The following is a 17,584-nucleotide window of genomic DNA, read 5'->3' as shown; positions in this document are numbered from 1 at the left end:
TCAGTCGGACCGGCGTCAGCTCGTCCAGACGGCCCGTCCTTCTCGCTACATCCTTCTCGCTACGCGCTCTTCTGCTCCAGGTCCACCGAGACGTCGTTCAGCACGATGATGGCGTTCTGGAACTCGATGCCGGACACCCACGGCCGGCAGACGATCTGGCGCTTGGGGTAGTAGAGTGGGATCGTGCCCCAGTCCTGCTGCGTGAGGATGCGGTCGGCCTGCTGGGCGAGCTCGGCGCGCCCGCCCTCGTCCAGCTCGGAGAGGGCCTCGTCGCAGGTGGCGTCGAACTCGGGGTTGGCGTAGAAGGAGCTCCGCTTGGCGGCGTTCTCGGTCTTGAACCACGAGGAGAGGTGCACGGCGCCCTCGAGCGGCACGGTGGTGAGCCAGGTGACGATGGTCGCTGGCATGCCGCCCTGGGCGCGCGTGTCGGTCCAGACGCCGTTGTCGAGCGTCTCCACCTTCACGTCCACGCCGACCTCGGCCCAGTAGGCCTGGAGCGCCACCATGATGTTCTGCTCGGAGGCGCGCGTCATCGCGGTGAAGGAGAGGTTCTCGGCGCCGGCCTCGGCGAGCAGCTCGCGGGCGCGCTCGGGGTCGTAGGCGTAGGCCTCGCGCGTGTCGTCGTAGCCGATCTCGCGCGGGTTCAGGAACTGCGTCGCAGGCGTTCCCGCGCCCGAGAGCAGGGTGTCCACGAGCTCCTGGCGGTTGATGGCCAGCGAGAGCGCCTCGCGCACGCGCGGGTCGGAGAACTCCGGCATGCTGAGGTTGATGTTCACGAAGCAGGTGCCCATGGGCTCGTAGGACACGATCTGGTCGGCCACCTCGGCGTCGTTCTGGTACTGGGAGAGCAGGGTCGCGTCGAGCTCGCAGGCGTCGACGTCGCCGGCCTTGTAGTTGAGCATCTTGGTGTTGTTGTCGTCGATGTAGACGATTTCGAGCCGGTCGAGCGCCGGCGCCCCGCCGTGGTAGTCGGGGAAGGCCTCGAGCGAGACGCCCGTCTCGGTGCTGGAGACGAGCCGGTAGGGGCCCGTGCCCACGAGCGTGCCGATGCCCCAGTCGTCGCCCGCCGCCTCGCAGGCCTCGTGGGGGAAGATCTGGGCGAAGGCGAGCGTGAGCGCGCTCACGAAGGGCGCGTAGGGGTACTCGAGCCGGATGGTGAAGTGGCGCTCGTCCTCCACGGTGAAGCCCTCGAGCTCGGTGGCCGCCCCGTCGAGCATGGCCTGGGCGCCGACGATCATCACGTAGTAGCCGGAGCACACCGACGCCTGCTCGGGGACGAACATGCGCGTGAAGGTGTAGCGCACGTCCTCGGCGGTGAGGGCGGACCCGTCGTGGAAGGTGATGCCCTCCGCGAGCTCGAAGGAGTAGGCAAGGCCGTCCTCGCTCGCCTCGGGAAGGCCGGTGAGGAGGACGGGGGACACGGTGCCGTCGTCCTGCGAGAAGGACACGAGGCACTCGCAGATTGCGCCCGGGATGGTCCCGTTCTGCGTGGAGTGCTGCATGTCGAGCGTCTCCTTGGTGTTCTTGACGCCCCAGGTGAAGACCCGCTCCTGGGCCCCCTCGCCCGCGGCGTCCCCGTCATCCGAGCACGCGGCGAGCCCAAGCGCGAGCGCGCCCGCGCCGGCGAGCGCGCAGCGACGGGTGATGAGCGGCGTCGTTGTGGGGTTAGGGTGCGACATGGTGGCCTCCAAGGTTTCTGAATGTCCGGTTTAGCGTATCGTAGCAACTGAGGGACGACGCAACGTCGTCATGTCTGTGGGAGGCGCCATGTCGTTTGCCAGCGCGTGCGAGGACCTGCTCCGGGGCGTCCCGGACTACCCGTGCTTCCTCACCGTGGACGAGCTCGAAGCGGCCACGGACGAGCTCGCCTGCGCCCGCGCGCATGCCGTGCGCGTGACGGAGCTCGGGCGCTCGCGGGGCGGACGGCCCGTGAGGTGTCTCACCGTGGGGGCGGGGGAGCGCGCCGCCGTGGCGCTCGGGGCGCCCCACCCCAACGAGCCCGTGGGCGTGATGACGGTGAGCTACCTCGCCGAGCGCCTCGCTGCCGAGCCCGCGCTCGCCGCGGAGCTGGGCGTCACCTGGCACCTCGTCAAGGCGTGGGACATAGATGGCCTGGCCCTCAACGAGGGCTGGCTCAAGGGCCCCTTCACGCTGTACCACTATGCGCGCCACTACTTCCGCCCCGACTTCGCCGACCAGCCGGACTGGACCTTCCCCGTGCGGCACAAGCGGCTCGCGTTCAATGCGCCCACGCCCGAGGCGGCCTGTGGGATGCTCCTCATCGACGAGGCGCGGCCCGACCTTCTGCTCTCGCTTCACAACTGCAGCTTCGGCGGGGCCTACTGGTACGAGACGGAGCCCACCCCCGCGCTCTGGGAGCCGCTCCGCGACGCGGCTCGCCGCAGGGGCGTCCCGCTCGACCTCTCGACGCCCGAGATGCCCTACGCCAAACAGCTCGCGCCCGCCGTCCTGGGGGCCCTCGGGGCGGAGGACGCCTACGACTACTACGAGTCCCTCGGCTCCGCGGACCCGGCCGCGCTCGTGGGGCATGGCACGACGAGCGCGGCCTACGCGGCGCGCCGCCACGGCACCTTCGGCCTCGTGTGCGAGATCCCCTACTTCTATGACCGCGCCATCGAGGACGGCTCGGGCTGCGGGCGCCCCCTCTCCGAGGTCCTTCTCGCCCGGCTCGACTGGGTGGACGCGTGCGGGAGGCTCGTGGCGGGGTGGCTGGGCGCGCTCGGCGGCCTCCTGGGCGAGAAGAACCCGTATCGCCGGGCGCTCGCCGCGGGGTCCTTCGCGGCCTCCGACGCGGCCCTGCGGCGCCAGGCGACGTCCGACCCGGCGTTCGCGCGCGAGGCGACCGTCGCCGAGGCCTTCGACGCCGACGTCGTGCGCCGCTTCTATCGCTCGCGGAACGTGGGCATGCTGCTCTCCGCCATCGACTGGGAGGCGTCCGAGCGCCGGCTCTCCTCCTCCGAGCGCGTCGTGGCCGCGGAGGTGGGCGCCGAGGCGGAGGCGTGGCTGCGCGAGGCGTGCGCCGGCTTCGAGGCGCGCTCGCGCTACCGGACGATCCCCATCCGCGACCTCGTGGCCACGCAGCTCGAGAGCGCCCTTCTCGCCGTTGCGCACGTGCGCGGGCTGGCGTGACGGCCGCCCTCCTCGGCCCCGCTACGCGAGTGACGGGTTTTGGCCGGACGAGGCCCCGCAGAGGGGCCCGTTTGTGCGAAACCAGTCACTCAGGCGGTCGTGACGCCTACTCCGTGGGGGCGAACTGGGCCTCGTAGATGCGCCGGTAGCGCCCGCCGGCGGCGAGGAGCTCCTCGTGGGTCCCGCGCTCCGCGATGACGCCGTCCGCCATCACGCAGATGAGGTCGGCGTCGCGCACGGTGGAGAGGCGGTGCGCCACGACGAAGCTCGTGCGCCCGGCCATGAGGTTGGCGAGGGCCCGCTGGACCAGGAGCTCGGTGCGCGTGTCGATGTTGGAGGTGGCCTCGTCGAGGATGAGCATTGCCGGGCGGGCGCAGATCACGCGCGCGATGCACAGGAGCTGGCGCTGTCCGGCGGAAAGGGCGCTCGAGCCGTCGAGCACCGTGTCGTAGCCCTGCGGCAGGCGGCAGATGAAGTCGTCCGCATAGGCCTCGCGGCAGGCGGCGCGGACCTCGTCGAGCGTGGCGTCGGGCCGGCCCATGCTCACGTTCTCGCGCACGGTGGCGCGGCGGACCCAGGTGTCCTGCAGCACCATGCCCCAGCCGGCGCGCAGGCTCTCGCGCGTCCATTCGCGCACGTCGCGGCCGTCCACCCGCACGGCGCCCGCGCTCACGTCGTAGAAGCGCATGATGAGGTTGATGAGGGTGGTCTTGCCGCAGCCCGTCTCGCCCACGAGGGCGATGCGCGTGCCGGGGCGCACGGCGAGGTCGACGTCGGTGAGCACCGGGCGGCCGGCGTCGTAGCCAAAGGCCACGTGGTCCAGGCGCACCTCGCCGCGGGGCCGCTCGAGCACGGCGGCGTCCGCGGCGTCGGGCTCCTCGGCGGGCTCGTCCAGGAGGGAGAAGAGCCTCCGCGCGCACGCCACGGAGTTCTGGAGCTCGGTGGCCACGCCCGAGATGTCGTTGAAGGGCTTGGCGTACTGGTCGGCGTAGCCGAGGAAGGCCGAGAGCCCGCCCACGGTGATGCCGCCCCCCATGGCCACGAAGGCGCCGAAGATGCCGATGGCGGCGTAGACGAGGGCGTTCGCAAACCGCGTGGTGGGGTTCACCAGAGACGAGAAGAACACCGCCTTGAAGCTCTCCTCCCCAAGCGCGGCGTCCGTCTCGGCGAAGCGCGCCGCGACGTCCTCCTGCATCTGGAAGGTCTCGACGGCAGAGATCCCACCGACCATCTCCTCCACGTAGGCCGTGAGCTCGCCGCGGATGCGCGTCTGGCCCGAGAAGTGCTTGGCGCTGTGCGTGGCGATGAAGCGCGCGGTGAAGACCGAGACGGGCGTGAGCAGCGCCACCACGCAGGCGATGGCGGGGTTGAGCGCGAACATGAAGACGAGCGTCACCACGATGGTGAGGATGCCCGTGGGCAGCTGCTGGAAGGCCATGAGCAGGCCGTTCGTGAGCATGTCGGCGTCCGTGACGATGCGGCTGGCAAGGTCTCCGTGGCCGTGGGCGTCGAGGTAGGAGAGCGGGAGCACCTGCAGGTGGTCGAAGCAGCGCCGGCGCAGGTCGAGCGCCGCGCCGAAGGCGAGGCGGTTGGTCACGGCCGTGAGCGCCCACTGGCAGGCGGACGTGGCGGCGAGCGCCCCGGCGATCCAGGCGAGCGCGGCGCGCAGGCCGGCGAAGTCGACCTCGCCCGGGCCCACCACGCAGTCGACCGCCCGGCCGGAGAGCACGGGCAGCGACAGCGTGCCCACCACCACGGCCACGGTGAGCAGGGCGCTCAGCGCGAGCGCGCCGCGCCGTCCGGCGATGAGGCCGACCATGCGGCGGACGGTGCCGTCCGAGGGGCGCCCGCCGCCCCTGCGCGGGTTCTTCTCGCTCATCGGGCCACCTCCTCGGCGGTGAGCTGGGACTCGCAGATCTCGCGGTAGACGGGGCAGCCCTCGAGGAGCTCCTCGTGGGTGCCGAGCCCCACCTGCCGCCCGCCGTCGAGCACGAGGATCTGGTCGGCGTGGCGCACGGCGGTCACGCGCTGGGAGATGGTCACGACGGCGGTGCCCGCGCAGTCGCGCGCGATGGCGCGGCGCAGCGCGGCGTCCGTGGCAAAGTCGAGGGCCGAGGAGGCGTCGTCGAGGATGAGGACGCCCGGGCGCCGGGCGAGCGTCCGCGCGATGGCGAGCCGCTGGCGCTGGCCGCCGGAGAAGTTGCGGCCGAACTGCTCGACCTCGGCGGCAAGGCCGCCCTTGCCGTCCACGACCGAGGCGGCCTGCGCGGTGGCGAGCGCGTCCTCGAGGTCCTTCTCGCCCGCGTCCGCGCCGCCCCAGCGCAGGTTGGACTCGATGGTGCCCGAGAAGAGCGTGGCGCCCTGCTCCACGAGCGAGACCTCGCGCCGGAGGCTCGCGCGCGTGAGCTCGCGGACGTCGGTGCCGCCCACGCGGACGGCGCCCTCAGTGGCGTCGTAGAAGCGCAAGGCGAGGCTCGCGAGCGTGGACTTGCCCGAGCCGGTGCCGCCTATCACGCCGAGCGTGCGTCCGGGCGCGAGCGCAAAGCTCACGTGGCTGAGGGCGTGTCCGGCGCCGCCGGCGTAGGTAAAGCTCACGTCGTCGAAGGCGAGAGCCGGCTCGCCCGGCGCGAGCGCGGCCTCGCGCGTGCCGTCTGCCAGGGAGGGGCGCGTCTCGAAGACCTCGTTCACGCGCTTGGCGCAGGCCGAGGCCTTGGAGAGCAGCACGATGAGGTTCGTGAGCTTGAGCAGCTCCACAAGCGCCTGGCTCACGTAGCTCACGAGCGCCACGAGCTGGCCCTGCGTGAGGTGCCCGGCGTCCACGCGCAGGCCGCCGAACCACAGAAGCGCGATGAGGCCGCAGTTGATGGCCGCGTAGGTGAGCGGGTTTACGAGGGCCGAGATGTCCCCGGTGGCGACCTGGCGGTCCCGCACGGTGCCGGCCGCCTCGGCAAAGGCGGCCCGCTCCGCGCCCTCGCGGCGGAAGGCGCGCAGCACCCGGACGCCCTCGAGGTTTTCCGTGGTGGCCAGGAGCACGTCGTCAAGTCCGCGCTGGATCTCGCGGTAGCGGCCCGTGGTCACGCGCATGAAGCCCATGACCACGCCGCCCGAGACGAGCACGGCCACGAGCAGCGCCGCGCCCTCGACGCCGTCCACGAGAAAGGCCGCGACCACGGTGCCGAAGGTCACGAAGGGGGAGCGCAGGATGAGCCTGAAGAACATGTTGAGGCCGTCCTGGACCTGCTGGGAGTCGTTGGTGAGGCGGGTGACCAGGCTCGCGCGGCCGAGGCGCTCAACGTCCGCGCGCGAGAGGCTGAGCACGTGGCGGAAGAGGTCGTCGCGCAGCGCCGTACCGAAGGCGGAGGCCAGCCGGGAGCAGAAGTACTGCGCCGTGACCGAGATGGCCCAGGCGAAGACGCCCATCCCGGCGAGCAGCGCACCGTGGGCGAGCACGTAGGAGGCGGCGCGCGCGGCTATGCCGACGTCGATCACCTGCGCCATCACGAGCGGCACGAGGAGCTGGAGCAGCGCCTCGAGCATCTTGAAGAGCGGCGCGAGCACGCACTCGGCGTAGTGCCCGGCGAGGTAGCGTCTGAGCTTGAACATCTGGCCTCCGAGAAGAACGTCCAACCGCTCAAGTGTAGCGCGGGGTGCGGATGGGCGTCCTTCTCGGCCGCGGCGCGGCGGGTCGGCCGGGGTCGTATCTCGCCCCCCACGTGCCGCGTTCCCCGCCCGACTGGGTGGCATCTCTGATATCAAAGCTGGTCTTTATCAAAGGTGCCGCCCAGTCATCCCGAATATGTGGCGAGCGGATAAAGCCGTAGTTTAAGTTTGTCCTCAGTGCGCGCTCCGGGCCCGTCGGCACATCAAACATGCCACCCAATCGCGCCGGTCTCCTGCGGGGCGAGAAGGACGGACGGTCCGCGGGCGGCCCCTCCCGCGGCACGGAAAACGGGCGGGTCCCGGACGGTCGCGCTGGGAGAGCCGTCCGGGACCCGCCCGAATTCTGCGGCGGGCAGGGGCTGTCCGCTACTCCGCCGCGAGGACCTTGCTCGGCAGGATGGGGAGCTCCCGCACGTAACGGCCCGTGGCGTGGGCCACGGCGCTCATGACGGCGGGCGAGGGCGTGTTGATGACGACCTCGCCGATGGACTTGGCGCCGAAGGGCCCCGTGGGCTCGAAGCTCGGCATGAACTCCACGCGCGGCTCGGGCACGTCCAGGCGGCAGGGCACCTTGTAGGTCATGAAGCTGCCGGTGCGCAGGCTGCCGCGCTCGTCGCGCGCGACCTGCTCGGTGAGCGCCATGCCGATCCCCTGGGCGATGCCGCCCTCGGCCTGCACGCGCGCGAGCGCCGGGTTGATGACGGTGCCGCAGTCCACGACGGCTGCGTAGTCCGTGACGGTGACCTTGCCCGTGGCCTTGTCCACCTCCACCTCGGCGATGCCCGCCATGTAGGGCGGAGGCGACGTGGGCTGGGCGTTGGTGCCGTGGCCCTCGAGCATGCCGGGGTTGAGGCCAAATCCGATGAGCTTGTTGGCGAGCGCCGCGACCGTCATCTCCTGCTCGGTACCGTCCGCCCTCGCGCAGCGCGCGGACTCGCCGTCCGCCTCCACGTCCTCGACCGAGACGTCCCAGATGCGCGCCGCCTGCTCGCGGATCTGGCGCAGCAGGTCCTCGGCCGCGCGCACGACGGCTCCGCCCGTGGTGTAGGTGCCCGAGGAGGCGTAGGCGCCGGTGTCGAAGGGGGAGGTGTCAGTGTCCACGCCCTTGGTGACGATGCGCGCCGTGTCCACGCCGAGCGCCTCGGCGGCCATCTGGGCGAGGATGGTGTCCGCGCCGGTGCCCACGTCGGTGGCGCCGATGGAGAGCACGTAGAAGCCGTCGTCCTCGAGGCGGATGTCCACGTTGGCGATGTCCACCATCGCGATGCCGGAGCCCTGCATGGTGAGGGCCACGCCGAGGCCGCGGACCTTCTCGCCCAGGTCCTCATGGAGCGGCCGGTCGCGCCAGCCCACCATCTCCATCGCGCGCGCGAGGCACTCGTCGAGCCGGCAGCTGTGGAGCGGCTCGTCGTTCAGCTGCCAGAGGGTCTCGCCGGGCTTGACGAGGTTCTTGAGGCGCAGCTCGCACGGGTCCATGCCCAGCTCGTCGGCCATCTCGTTCACGGCGGACTCCACGGCAAAGCAGCCCTGCGTCGCGCCGTAGCCGCGGTAGGCGCCGCCCGGCGTGGTGTTGGTGTAGACCACGTCGTAGCTAAAGCGGCTCGCGGCAACGTGGTTGTAGATCGGCAGCGCCTTGCCGCCCACCAGGGTCACCGTGGTGGTGCCGTGGTAGCCGTAGGCGCCGGCGTTGGAGAGCGCGTGGAGGTCGATCGCGGTGAGGGTGCCGTCGCGCCGGGCGCCCACGCGGACCGTGAGGAGCATCTCGTGGCGCGTGTTGGAGCAGCACATGGTCTCCTCGCGCGTCTGGACGCAGAGGCAGGGGCGTCCCGTGGCCATCGCGGCGAAGGCGGCGAAGGGCTCGTTGCAGCCGCTCTGCTTGGCGCCAAAGCCGCCGCCCACGCGCGGCTTGATGACGCGCACCTGGCTCTTGGGGATGCCGAGGGCGTTTGCCACCTGCCGGCGGATGTGGAAGGGCACCTGGGTGGAGCTCACCACCGTGAGGCGGCCGAAGGCGTCGGCGTAGGCGAAGGAGCGGAACGTCTCCATCATGGCCTGCTCGGTGGCCTGCGTGCGGTAGGTGCGCTCGATCACCACGTCGGAGGCGGCGAAGGCGGCCTCCAGGTCGCCGTGGACGCGCTGGCCGTGCGCCACGAGGTTGCGGCTGGGGTCGCCGGACTTGTCGCCGCCGGGCGTCCAGTCGTCCTCGTCGTGGATGACGGTGGCGTTGTCCAGCGCCTCCTCGACGTCGAGCACGGCGGGCAGCTGCTCGTAGGTGACCTTCACGGCCTTCACGCCCGCCGCGGCCGCGGCCTCGGTCTCGGCCACGACCATGGCGACCTCGTCGCCCACGTAGCGCACGTGCCTGTCGAGAAGGACGGTGTCGTAGGGGCTCGGCTCGGGGAAGCTCTGGCCCGCAAGGGTGAAGCGGTGGTGCGGCACGTCGTCCGGGCCGAAGACCGCCACGACGCCGGGGACCTCGAGCGCGCGGCTCTTGTCGACGCCCGTGATGATGGCGTTTGCGTGGCGGCTGCGCACGAGCTTCACCACGAGCGCGCCCTCGGGCGCGAGGTCTGCGGTGTAGACGGGCGCGCCGGCGAGCAGCGCCGCGGAGTCCTTCTTCGCCACCGGGCGCGCAATCTCGCGGTGCGGGGCGCCCGACTCGGTGGTGGCGTCCGCGGGCACCTCGCGCGGCGGCAGCGCGCCGCCGTTTGCGTGGCGGGCGAGGAAGCGGCGGATCGCGCGCATCTGGCTCGCGTAGCCGGAGCAGCGGCAGAGGTTGCCGGAGAGGTAGCGGCTGACCTCCTCGTCCGTGGCGCCCGGGCGGGCTGCGTCGAGCGCGAGCACGGCCATCTCGAGGCCCGGGGCGCAGAAGCCGCACTGCTCCGCGCCCTCCTCGGCGAGGCACTGGGCCAGAAGCTCGCGCCGGCCGCCGCGCATGCCCTCGAGGGTGGTGATGTCGTGGCCGTCCGCGCGCGCCATCATGACGGAGCACGAGAGCACAGGCTCGCCGTCCAGAAGCACGGTGCACAGGCCGCAGTTGGAGGTCTCGCAGGCGCACTTGACGGACTTCGCACCGTGCGCGCGGCAGAAGTCGAAGAGCGTCATGTCCGGGCGGACGTCCTCCTCGAGGCGCGTGCCGTTCAGGGTGAGGGTGATCTGCATGGCGTTACGCCTCCTTCTCGGCGCGGGGCTTGGCGGCCGCGCGCTCCACGGCGCGGCGGACGAGCGCAGGCGCCACGGCGCGGCGCCACGCGGCGGTGCCGCGCAGGTCGTCGCCGAAGTCCAGGCTCTCGGCGAGCTCGCACGCGGCGGCAAGCTCGGCGGGGGAGAACTCGGCGCGCAGCGGGATGCGCTCGCCGCCGGTCACGAGCGTGGCCTTCTTGGGGCGCGCGCCCACGGTGACGTGCCAGGAGCCCTGCCAGCAGGCCGCGGCCGCGTTGAGGGCGGAGAAGTCCGTCGCGGCGTTGCGGACGGACTCGAAGGCGGCCCGGTAGCGGTGCTTGCGCACGATGACGTGCGTGAGGATGTCGTTTCTCGCCCCGCGCTCCACGAAGGGGATGATGGGCATGGTGCCCGCCCCCTCGAGCTCGACCTCGGCGTCGAGCGCGAGCAGCGCCGTGACCACGTCCGAGAAGCCCATGCGCGCGTAGAGCGAGCCTCCCACCGTGGCGAGGTTCCTGAACTGCGTGCCCACGATGTCGCGGACCGCCTCGGTGAAGATGCCGCAGGTCGCGGCCTGGAAGCGCTCGTGGCTCTCCAGCTCGCCGAGGGTCACCATCGCGCCGATGCGCCATGCGCCCCCGGTCTCCTCGATCTTGTCGAGCCCGCAGCGGGAGAGGTCGATCCCGAGCGGCGAGGTCCGGTCGGCGAGGCGCAGCCACATCATGCCGCCGATGACGGTGGCCTGGCGGTTCTCCCGCAGGAGCTCCAGGGCCTGCCGCGCACTGCCGGGGCGGACGTACTTCTCGAAGGTGAGCACGTGTCCTCCTCTTTGGTTTTTCTCGGTAGTCACCTAAGGATACCGCAGGTAGGAGGCATCGCGCGTCGCACCGTTATGCTTTCGCGGAAACAACGGTTGCCGACAGGGGAGGCCGGGATGCGCCCCGACGGCCGGGGGGCCGCCGGGGCGCGCTGTCGGAGGGAATCCGCCGGGAAGGGAGGGCTGATCGGTCGCGCTACGCGTCGCGGGCCGCGAGGAAGCGGCGCACCGCGATGACCTCGAGCGCCACGAGGGCGACCACGATGACGCCGGACACGATGTAGTCGACCCACTGCCACGCGAGGATGCCGACCTGCGGGATTCCGTTCTCGTACATCCAGCTGTTGCCGGCCATGTAGAGGATGTTATGGGCGGCCTCGCGCATGGCGAGCACGGAGGTGGCCGAGTCGTCGGTCACGTGGTTGGTGGTGTCGGTCGAGGCGAGCATGAGGTCGTTGCCGTTGCGGATGCACTGGTCGGCGTTCTGGTAGCCGAAGCCCCCGTAGTAGTCGGTGATGACGGCGCCGCGGAATCCCCACTCGCCGCGGAGCACGGTGTCGAGGAGCTCGGAGCAGCCGCCGGAGTACGTGGTGCCCACGTAGTTGAAGGAGCTCATGATGGCCGTGGTTCCGCCGTCCTTGACGGTCAGCTCGAAGGGCCTGAGGTAGACCTCGCGGATGGACTGCTCGTTGGCCCAGGTGCACAGCATGCTCTCGCGGTTGGTCTCCTGCTCGTTGAGCGCGAAGTGCTTGACGTAGGCGTAGACGCCGCGCTCCTTGGCCCCCGCGACCTCCTGCGCCGCGATGGCGCCGGTGAGCAGGGCATCCTCGGAGAAGTACTCGAAGGTGCGGCCGCAGAACGGGCTGCGGTGGATGTTGACGGCGGGGGCGTACCAGCCGGTGGTGTCCATCTCGATGGCCATGTCGCCGATGACGAGGCCGTACTCGTACGCGAGGCCCTTGTTCCACGTGCATGCCACGGAGACGCTCGAGGGGAAGCCGATCGACCCCACGCCGGTGAAGTTGTTGTTGAGCGCCGCGGGCCCGTCGAGGTCGTACTGGTAGGCCTTGGAGATGCTCTCGATGGAGGCGTTGCCATAGCCGCCGGAGGCGATGAGCGTGTCCATGTCCTCGAAGGTGAGCTGGTCGAGCAGGCTGTCCCAGGCGGGGTCGTCGTAGTCGAGCCCGTACATGTCGGCGAGGGACAGGCCGTTGTCCGCGCCGGTCGTGGGCATCTCGTCCGAGGGGTCGTCAAACTCCGTCGGGTCGTAGCTGGAGTTGTTCACGAAGGTCGCCTTGAGCTCCTCGGGCAGGGAGAAGTCGGTGGGCGCGGCGACGGCCTCCTCGTAGTTGGCAAACCCGTTGGCGCGCGAGAGGTAGGGGGCGTCGATCTCGACGTCCTGGAACTGGTTGGCGGCGACGGCCTTGTCGGAGGAGCGGGGGTTGTCGGCGTCGTAGACGATGGTCTCGGGGCAGGACCAGGTCTGCTCGGAGATGACGTCGTGCGAGTTCTCGTTCAGCGAGATGACGTAGTCCCCCGACTCGAGCACGTAGGCCCCGGCGCCCTCCGCCGCCGTCGTGTCATAGGACGCCATGTCCTCGACGTCGAACGTGACCTCGATGGTCTGGGACTCGCCCGGCTCGATGAGGCCGGTCTTCTCAAAGGCGACGAGGTTGGCGCTGGCCTTCTCGAGCCCGCCGTTCGTGTACGGCGGATTGTAGTAGGCCTGGACGACGTCCTTGCCGGCGACGTCGCCGGTGTTGGTCACGGTGACGTCGAAGGACACGCTGCCGTCTCCCACGCTCAGCGGCCCCATCTCCTGCTCGAAGGCCGTGTAGGACAGGCCGTGGCCAAAGGGGTAGACGATGGCGCTGTCGTAGTCGACGAGCCCCTCGTCGGCCGCGGTCTCCCAGAAGCGGTAGCCGACGTAGATGCCGTCGGTGTAGGTGACGAACGAGGGGATCGTGGGCCTGCCGCGGAAGCCGCCCGCCTCGAACTCGTCCATGTTGTCGTAGATGAACTCGCCGAAGTTGTTGAAGGACGGCGCCTGCGTGAAGTCGGCGACGAAGGTGTCGGAGGTGCGGCCGGAGGGGTTGATGTCCCCGGCGAGGATGCGCCCGAGCGAGACGAAGCCCGTCTGGCCCGCGGGGGGCACCCAGAGCACGGACGAGATCTGGGGAATCTCGTCGACAAAGCCGAGCTCGAAGGTGTTCGCCCCGTTGTAGACGAGAACGACGTCGTCGAAGTTGGCGCAGACGAGCTCGATCATGTCGCGCTCGGTGCGGGAGAGCTCGAGCAGGTGCTGCCCCGCCTCGAAGTCGTCATAGTCCGCGGAGTTGTTGAGGTACTTCTCGTAGGTGTTGCCCGTCTCCTGCTCGTACTGCGCGGCGTCGACGCTGTCCTCGCCCCGCACGGTGATGGCGTTGACGTCCTTGGGGAGGTCGGCCCCTCGCCGCCCACGCGGGTGATGACTACGACGGCGGTGTCGGAGAAGCTCCGCGCGTTGGCGAGAAGCTCGTCGGAGTACTGGTCAACGGGGACCTCGGGCACGGTCCAGTCCTGGTCGCGCGGCGTCACCGCGGGGCGGTCGGCACGGTAGCTCGTGTAGAGCTCGGTCAGCTCGTCGTTCGTCTCGAAGCCCGCCTCGTGAAGCCCGTCAAGCAGCGAGGTAATCGGGTAGGTGTCGCTCACCGACCCGGAGCCCACGCCGCCGTAGACGCCGTTGGTGGAGCCCCAGCCGAAGACGTTGAGCCTCGTGGTGTCCTCGAGCGGCAGCGTCTTGCCCTCGTTCTTGAGAAGGACGATGCCCTCTCCCTCGATTTCCTCGGTGAGGTCACTCGCGCGCTCGATGGTCTCATCCGAGAGCGTTCCCTCGCCCGAGACGAGCGAGAGGACGGTGCTGAGCGGGCCGTGAAGCATCGAGTTCACCGAGACGAGCGCGACGGCGGCCACGACGATCCAGGTCTGGGCGCGGACCATTCGGCGCGTGGCGGCCCGGCGCACGGTCCTCCTGTTCACGGCGAACGTGATGACGAGGCCCGCGACGAGCGCGACGCCGATGGCGATGAGCTGGGGCGCGAGCGACTCAAGCATCACGAGCACGTCTTCCATCTGCAGTTCGAGCATTGCCTTTCTCCCTTCCGCATCAGAGTTTTTTCAGGTGCCTTAGGAAGAAGGTATGTTCGCGGGATGCGGCGAGGAAGGGCAAGGCTCAGGAGCCGCCCTGCGCTTTTCTCAGGTTAGGGGAGGCTGATGGTCGGCCGACGCCCTGAGCGCCCCCGGCGCCATGCCGAAGTGGCCGCGGAAGGCCCGATAGAAGTTCGACGTGCTGCGATAGCCGACCATCCGAGCCACCTCGTCGACGCTCAGGTCGGTGCTGCCCAGCAGGTCGCGGGCCCGGCCCATGCGCTGCTCGGCGAGAATCGCGGAGAAGGTCTTCCCCGTCTCCTGGTGAAGGAGCCCCGAGAGGTAGTTGGGATGGTACGCAAAGTGCGCGGCCACCGCCTTGAGGGTGGTCACCTCGGGGTGCGCGGCGAGGTAGCGGATGACGCGCCGGGACACGAGGTCGTCCTGAGGGCGGCCGAGCCCGTCGTCGCAGCGCCGCGCCACCTGGACGAAGGCCGCAATCGCAAGCGCCTTGAGCTTGGTCTGGCTGTCCTCCTGCGGCCGCGCGTACTCGCAGACCATAAGCGCGAGCAGGTCGCGGATGGGGTCGTCGGCATCGAAGTGGACGTGCAAAGATCGCGTGGAGAACTCGTTCTCCCGAGGCTCCACGAAGAAGTCGTAGAGGTCGCGCTGCGCGGAGAGCACCGGGAGGAACGTTCGAAAGAACGCGTCTTTGCGGATGAGCACGCCGATGATGACGCAGCCGCGCTCGTCGAGGGACCTCTCGAGGGCGTATGCCGAGAAGGGCTGTCCCACGTAGCAGTCGTCCTCGTGGACGTGGATCCGGTTGTCGGCGGACCCGCTGAGTGCCGTGTAGCCGCCGCGGTACGCGTAGTTCAGAAAGAAGAAGTCCTGCCGATGAAAGCGCTCCTCGATGGCCGTTCCCCTGAAGGCGCAGACCTGTATCTCGTCGTCTCCCGCATGCCAATGAAACATGAGCTCGGCGCCCGCGTCCCCGGCTGCGCGCCGCGCCTCGCCGGAGACGTCGTAGTAGGCCCAGTCCCGCTCGCGAAACCGCTCCGCGAGGGTGTTGATCGCCCTGTTGAGCTGGCTTCGCTGCATGCTCGGAGCCCCTCGTCCCTCTCGTCCTCGTCCCAACGCCACCTGAGATTTTAGCATGCCAACTCGTGATGGTCGGGAGGTCTCCGCCCGACGGCGCGCCCCGTGCGCGGGGCGATGGCATGGCGCGTGCGGCGGAGTCTCGCTACAATTGTCGACGCTGTGTCAACTATCGAGGGGGCGAGATGGGCGAGAAGATCGTGGAGGCGCGCGGCGTCAGCCACGCGTACGCGCGCAGCCGCCCCACGCTGCGCGACGTCTCGCTCGACGTCGCGCCGGGCGAGTTCGTGGCCATCGTGGGCGAGAACGGCTCCGGCAAGACCACGCTCGCGCGGCACCTGAACGCGCTCGTCCCCCTGCAGGCCGGAGAGCTGCGCGTCGCCGGGATTGATGCGGCGGACCCGACGCGCGTCTGGGAGCTCCGCCGCGCCTGCGGGATGGTCTTCCAGAACCCGGAGAACCAGTTCGTCTCGTCGGTGGTGGGGGAGGACGTGGCCTTCGGGCCGCTGAACTTCGGCGCGGACGAGCGGCGCGCGCGGGAGGCGGCGTCGGCGGCCCTCGCCGCGGTGGGGCTCGCGGGCTTCGAGCGGCGCGACACGCACGCCCTCTCCGGCGGCCAGCAGCAGCGCGTGGCCCTCGCGGGCGTGCTCGCGTGCGACGCCGCCGTCATTGTGCTCGACGAGGCGACCTCCATGATCGACCCGCGGGGGCGCGACGAGCTCGTGCGCGCCGTGACGCGGGCGCGCGCGGAGCGGGGCGCCACGGTCATCTGGATCACCCACGACATGGAGCTCGCCGCCCGGGCGGACCGCGTCGTGGTCATGCGCGCCGGCGAGGTCGCGGCCGCCGGCGCCCCGGCAGACGTCCTCGCGGACGAGGCGCTGCTCGAGGGCGCCGGGCTGGAGCCGCCGCTCGTGGTGCGCACCTGGCGCAGGCTCGAGGAGGCCGGCGTCGTGTCCGGGCCCGCGCCCGTGACGGTGGAGGGGCTGGTGAGCGCGCTGTGCGAGTGAGGCTCGAGGGGGCGTCCGTCACCTACGAGGGGGCGGCGGGCGAGAGGAACCGTGCACTCGACGGCGTGACGCTCGAGCTCGCCGGCGGCGTCACCGGGCTCATGGGCCAGACGGGCTCGGGCAAGTCGACCCTGCTCGACGTCCTCGCCGGCGTGCTGCCGCCCGACTCCGGGAGCCTCCTTCTGGACGGCGCGGACGCGCTGCGGGGCCCCGGCGCGCGCCGGCTCGCCGCGTCCGTGGGGCTCGTCTTCCAGATTCCCGAGCGCCAGTTCTTCGAGGCCACGGTGGAGCGCGAGGTCTCCTTCGGGCTGCTCGCGCGCGGCGTGGGCGCCCGCGAGGCGCGCGAGCGGGCCGCCTCGGCCCTCGCGCTCATGGGGCTCTCCCTGGACGAGCTGGGGCATCGCTCGCCGTTTGCGCTCTCGGGCGGCCAGCAGCGGCGCGTGGCCATCGCCTCGGTGCTGGCGCTGCGCCCCGCGCTCCTGCTGCTCGACGAGCCCACGGCGGGGCTCGACCCGCGCGCCCGCGCGGCGTGCCTCGGCGCGGTGCGCGCCGCGGCCGGGGAGGGGGCCACCGTCGTCATGGCCAGCCACGACGCCAACGCGCTCGCCGCCGTCGCCGACCGCGTGGCGGTGCTCGAGTGCGGCCGCGTGACGCTCGAGGGCCCCGCGCGCGAGCTTCTCGGAGACGCGGAGCTCATGCGCGCCCACGGCCTCGAGGGCGCCTGCGCCGCGCGAGCCGCCTCCGCGCTGAGGAGGGCGGGCCTGGACGTGCCCGGCGCGCCGCTCACGGCCGGGGAGCTCGCGTCCGCCATCACGCGGGGGAGGGCGTCATGAGGTCGCCTTTCGGCTACGTGTGGGCGGACTCGCCGCTCCACCGCATGGGTGCCGGCCCCAAGCTCCTCGTCCTTCTCGCCTGCGTGGTCCTTGTCGTGCTCGCCTCGAGCCCGCTCGAGCTTCTCGCCGCGGCGGCGGGCGTGGCCGCCCTCGTGGCCGTCTCGCGGGTGGGCTGGCGCGCCGCCGGTCGCGCCGCCTGGGGCCTAAGGTGGTTCCTGCTCATGGTCCTCGCCATGAACGCCCTCTTCTTCAGCGACGCCGACCCCATCTGCTCGCTCGGGCCCGCGCACCTCACGGCCGCGGGGGTCGCGCAGGGCGCGCGCGTGGTGGTCCGCACGCTTCTGGTGGTGGTCCTGGGGACGCTCCTCACGGCGACCACGCGCCCGCAGGAGCTCGTGGGCGGCGTGCGGCGCCTTCTCGCCCCGCTCGCGCGACTGGGCCTGCCCGCCGAGGCCGCCGCGCTCGCCGTGGGCGTGACGGTGCAGTTTGTCCCCACGCTCCTGCGCGAGAGCCGCCAGCTCATGAGCGCGCAGAAAATACGTTGCGGCGGCGTCGCTTCTCATGGTATTGTGCGACGAGCCGTCAGCTATGTGCGGCTGCTCGTACCCATCTTCGTATCGGCGATGAGGCGAGCCGACGAGCTCTCCTGCGCCATGGAGGCCCGCGGGTACCGGATCGCGCGCCCGCGCGCCGCCGCTCCGACGGGAGAGGGGAAGAGGTTCCATTGA

General features: G+C 71.0%; 12 protein-coding genes. 4 read left to right on the top strand and 8 right to left on the bottom strand.

Features of this window, described 5'->3' with window-relative positions:
* Window positions 1–59: 59 nt before the first annotated feature.
* Window positions 60–1,679, bottom strand: coding sequence for an ABC transporter substrate-binding protein (locus H6A23_RS08020; RefSeq protein ID WP_204831673.1), 1,620 nt, complete (start codon window positions 1,677–1,679; stop codon window positions 60–62).
* Window positions 1,680–1,767: 88 nt separating this feature from the next.
* On the opposite strand from H6A23_RS08020, the gene H6A23_RS08015 reads away from it, so the two are divergent.
* A complete protein-coding gene (locus H6A23_RS08015; protein ID WP_204831672.1) occupies window positions 1,768–3,150 on the top strand; it encodes a M14 family zinc carboxypeptidase in 1,383 nt (460 codons plus the stop codon).
* A 106-nt stretch (window positions 3,151–3,256) separates the two neighbouring features.
* On the opposite strand, the gene H6A23_RS08010 is transcribed toward H6A23_RS08015, so the two are convergent.
* From H6A23_RS08010 to H6A23_RS07985, 7 genes are all read right to left on the bottom strand, one after another.
* Window positions 3,257–5,029 (bottom strand): ABC transporter ATP-binding protein, encoded by a 1,773-nt coding sequence (locus H6A23_RS08010; protein WP_204831671.1) that lies wholly within the window; start codon window positions 5,027–5,029, stop codon window positions 3,257–3,259.
* Complete coding sequence (locus H6A23_RS08005) at window positions 5,026–6,753, bottom strand: ABC transporter ATP-binding protein (RefSeq protein ID WP_204831670.1); 1,728 nt, start codon at window positions 6,751–6,753, stop codon at window positions 5,026–5,028. Before H6A23_RS08005 ends, H6A23_RS08010 begins: the two co-directional genes overlap by 4 nt.
* Before the next feature lie 423 nt (window positions 6,754–7,176).
* Complete coding sequence (locus H6A23_RS08000; RefSeq protein WP_204831669.1) at window positions 7,177–9,972, bottom strand: molybdopterin-dependent oxidoreductase; 2,796 nt, start codon at window positions 9,970–9,972, stop codon at window positions 7,177–7,179.
* A 4-nt stretch (window positions 9,973–9,976) separates the two neighbouring features.
* Window positions 9,977–10,789 (bottom strand): FAD binding domain-containing protein, encoded by an 813-nt coding sequence (locus H6A23_RS07995; RefSeq protein WP_204831668.1) that lies wholly within the window; start codon window positions 10,787–10,789, stop codon window positions 9,977–9,979.
* A 196-nt stretch (window positions 10,790–10,985) separates the two neighbouring features.
* Complete coding sequence (locus H6A23_RS07990; protein WP_286165910.1) at window positions 10,986–13,058, bottom strand: glycoside hydrolase family 3 N-terminal domain-containing protein; 2,073 nt, start codon at window positions 13,056–13,058, stop codon at window positions 10,986–10,988.
* Window positions 13,055–13,915: a glycoside hydrolase family 3 C-terminal domain-containing protein gene (locus H6A23_RS11555; protein ID WP_286165907.1), complete on the bottom strand. Its 861-nt coding sequence runs from the start codon at window positions 13,913–13,915 to the stop codon at window positions 13,055–13,057. Before H6A23_RS11555 ends, H6A23_RS07990 begins: the two co-directional genes overlap by 4 nt.
* A 108-nt stretch (window positions 13,916–14,023) precedes the next feature.
* Complete coding sequence (locus H6A23_RS07985) at window positions 14,024–15,016, bottom strand: helix-turn-helix transcriptional regulator (protein ID WP_204831666.1); 993 nt, start codon at window positions 15,014–15,016, stop codon at window positions 14,024–14,026.
* Window positions 15,017–15,198: 182 nt separating this feature from the next.
* Here H6A23_RS07985 and H6A23_RS07980 point away from each other — a divergent pair, with 182 nt between their 5' ends.
* Genes H6A23_RS07980 through H6A23_RS07970 form a run of 3 tightly spaced genes read left to right on the top strand, consistent with a single transcriptional unit; the run spans window position 15,199 to window position 17,584 of the window.
* A complete protein-coding gene (locus H6A23_RS07980; RefSeq protein ID WP_204831665.1) occupies window positions 15,199–16,023 on the top strand; it encodes an ATP-binding cassette domain-containing protein in 825 nt (274 codons plus the stop codon).
* The gene (locus H6A23_RS07975; protein WP_204831664.1) at window positions 16,014–16,856 is read left to right on the top strand and encodes an energy-coupling factor ABC transporter ATP-binding protein; all 843 of its coding nucleotides are present in this window, start codon (window positions 16,014–16,016) and stop codon (window positions 16,854–16,856) included. Before H6A23_RS07980 ends, H6A23_RS07975 begins: the two co-directional genes overlap by 10 nt.
* Window positions 16,853–17,584 (top strand): energy-coupling factor transporter transmembrane component T family protein, encoded by a 732-nt coding sequence (locus tag H6A23_RS07970; RefSeq protein ID WP_204831663.1) that lies wholly within the window; start codon window positions 16,853–16,855, stop codon window positions 17,582–17,584. Before H6A23_RS07975 ends, H6A23_RS07970 begins: the two co-directional genes overlap by 4 nt.

The sequence above is a fragment of the Olsenella uli genome (assembly GCF_016900775.1).
GTDB classification, from domain to species: Bacteria; Actinomycetota; Coriobacteriia; order Coriobacteriales; family Atopobiaceae; genus Thermophilibacter; species Thermophilibacter uli_A.
This window is presented reverse-complemented; position numbering and strand designations above follow the sequence as displayed.

Coding starts and splice junctions, on each gene's coding strand:
- H6A23_RS07990 (WP_286165910.1), bottom strand. CDS start 13,058: ATGATCGAGCTCGTCTGCGCCAACTTCGACGACGTCGTTCTCGTCTAC.
- H6A23_RS07985 (WP_204831666.1), bottom strand. CDS start 15,016: ATGCAGCGAAGCCAGCTCAACAGGGCGATCAACACCCTCGCGGAGCGG.
- H6A23_RS07970 (WP_204831663.1), top strand. CDS start 16,853: ATGAGGTCGCCTTTCGGCTACGTGTGGGCGGACTCGCCGCTCCACCGC.
- H6A23_RS08000 (WP_204831669.1), bottom strand. CDS start 9,972: ATGCAGATCACCCTCACCCTGAACGGCACGCGCCTCGAGGAGGACGTC.
- H6A23_RS08015 (WP_204831672.1), top strand. CDS start 1,768: ATGTCGTTTGCCAGCGCGTGCGAGGACCTGCTCCGGGGCGTCCCGGAC.
- H6A23_RS11555 (WP_286165907.1), bottom strand. CDS start 13,915: ATGCTCGAACTGCAGATGGAAGACGTGCTCGTGATGCTTGAGTCGCTC.
- H6A23_RS08005 (WP_204831670.1), bottom strand. CDS start 6,753: ATGTTCAAGCTCAGACGCTACCTCGCCGGGCACTACGCCGAGTGCGTG.
- H6A23_RS08010 (WP_204831671.1), bottom strand. CDS start 5,029: ATGAGCGAGAAGAACCCGCGCAGGGGCGGCGGGCGCCCCTCGGACGGC.
- H6A23_RS08020 (WP_204831673.1), bottom strand. CDS start 1,679: ATGTCGCACCCTAACCCCACAACGACGCCGCTCATCACCCGTCGCTGC.
- H6A23_RS07980 (WP_204831665.1), top strand. CDS start 15,199: ATGGGCGAGAAGATCGTGGAGGCGCGCGGCGTCAGCCACGCGTACGCG.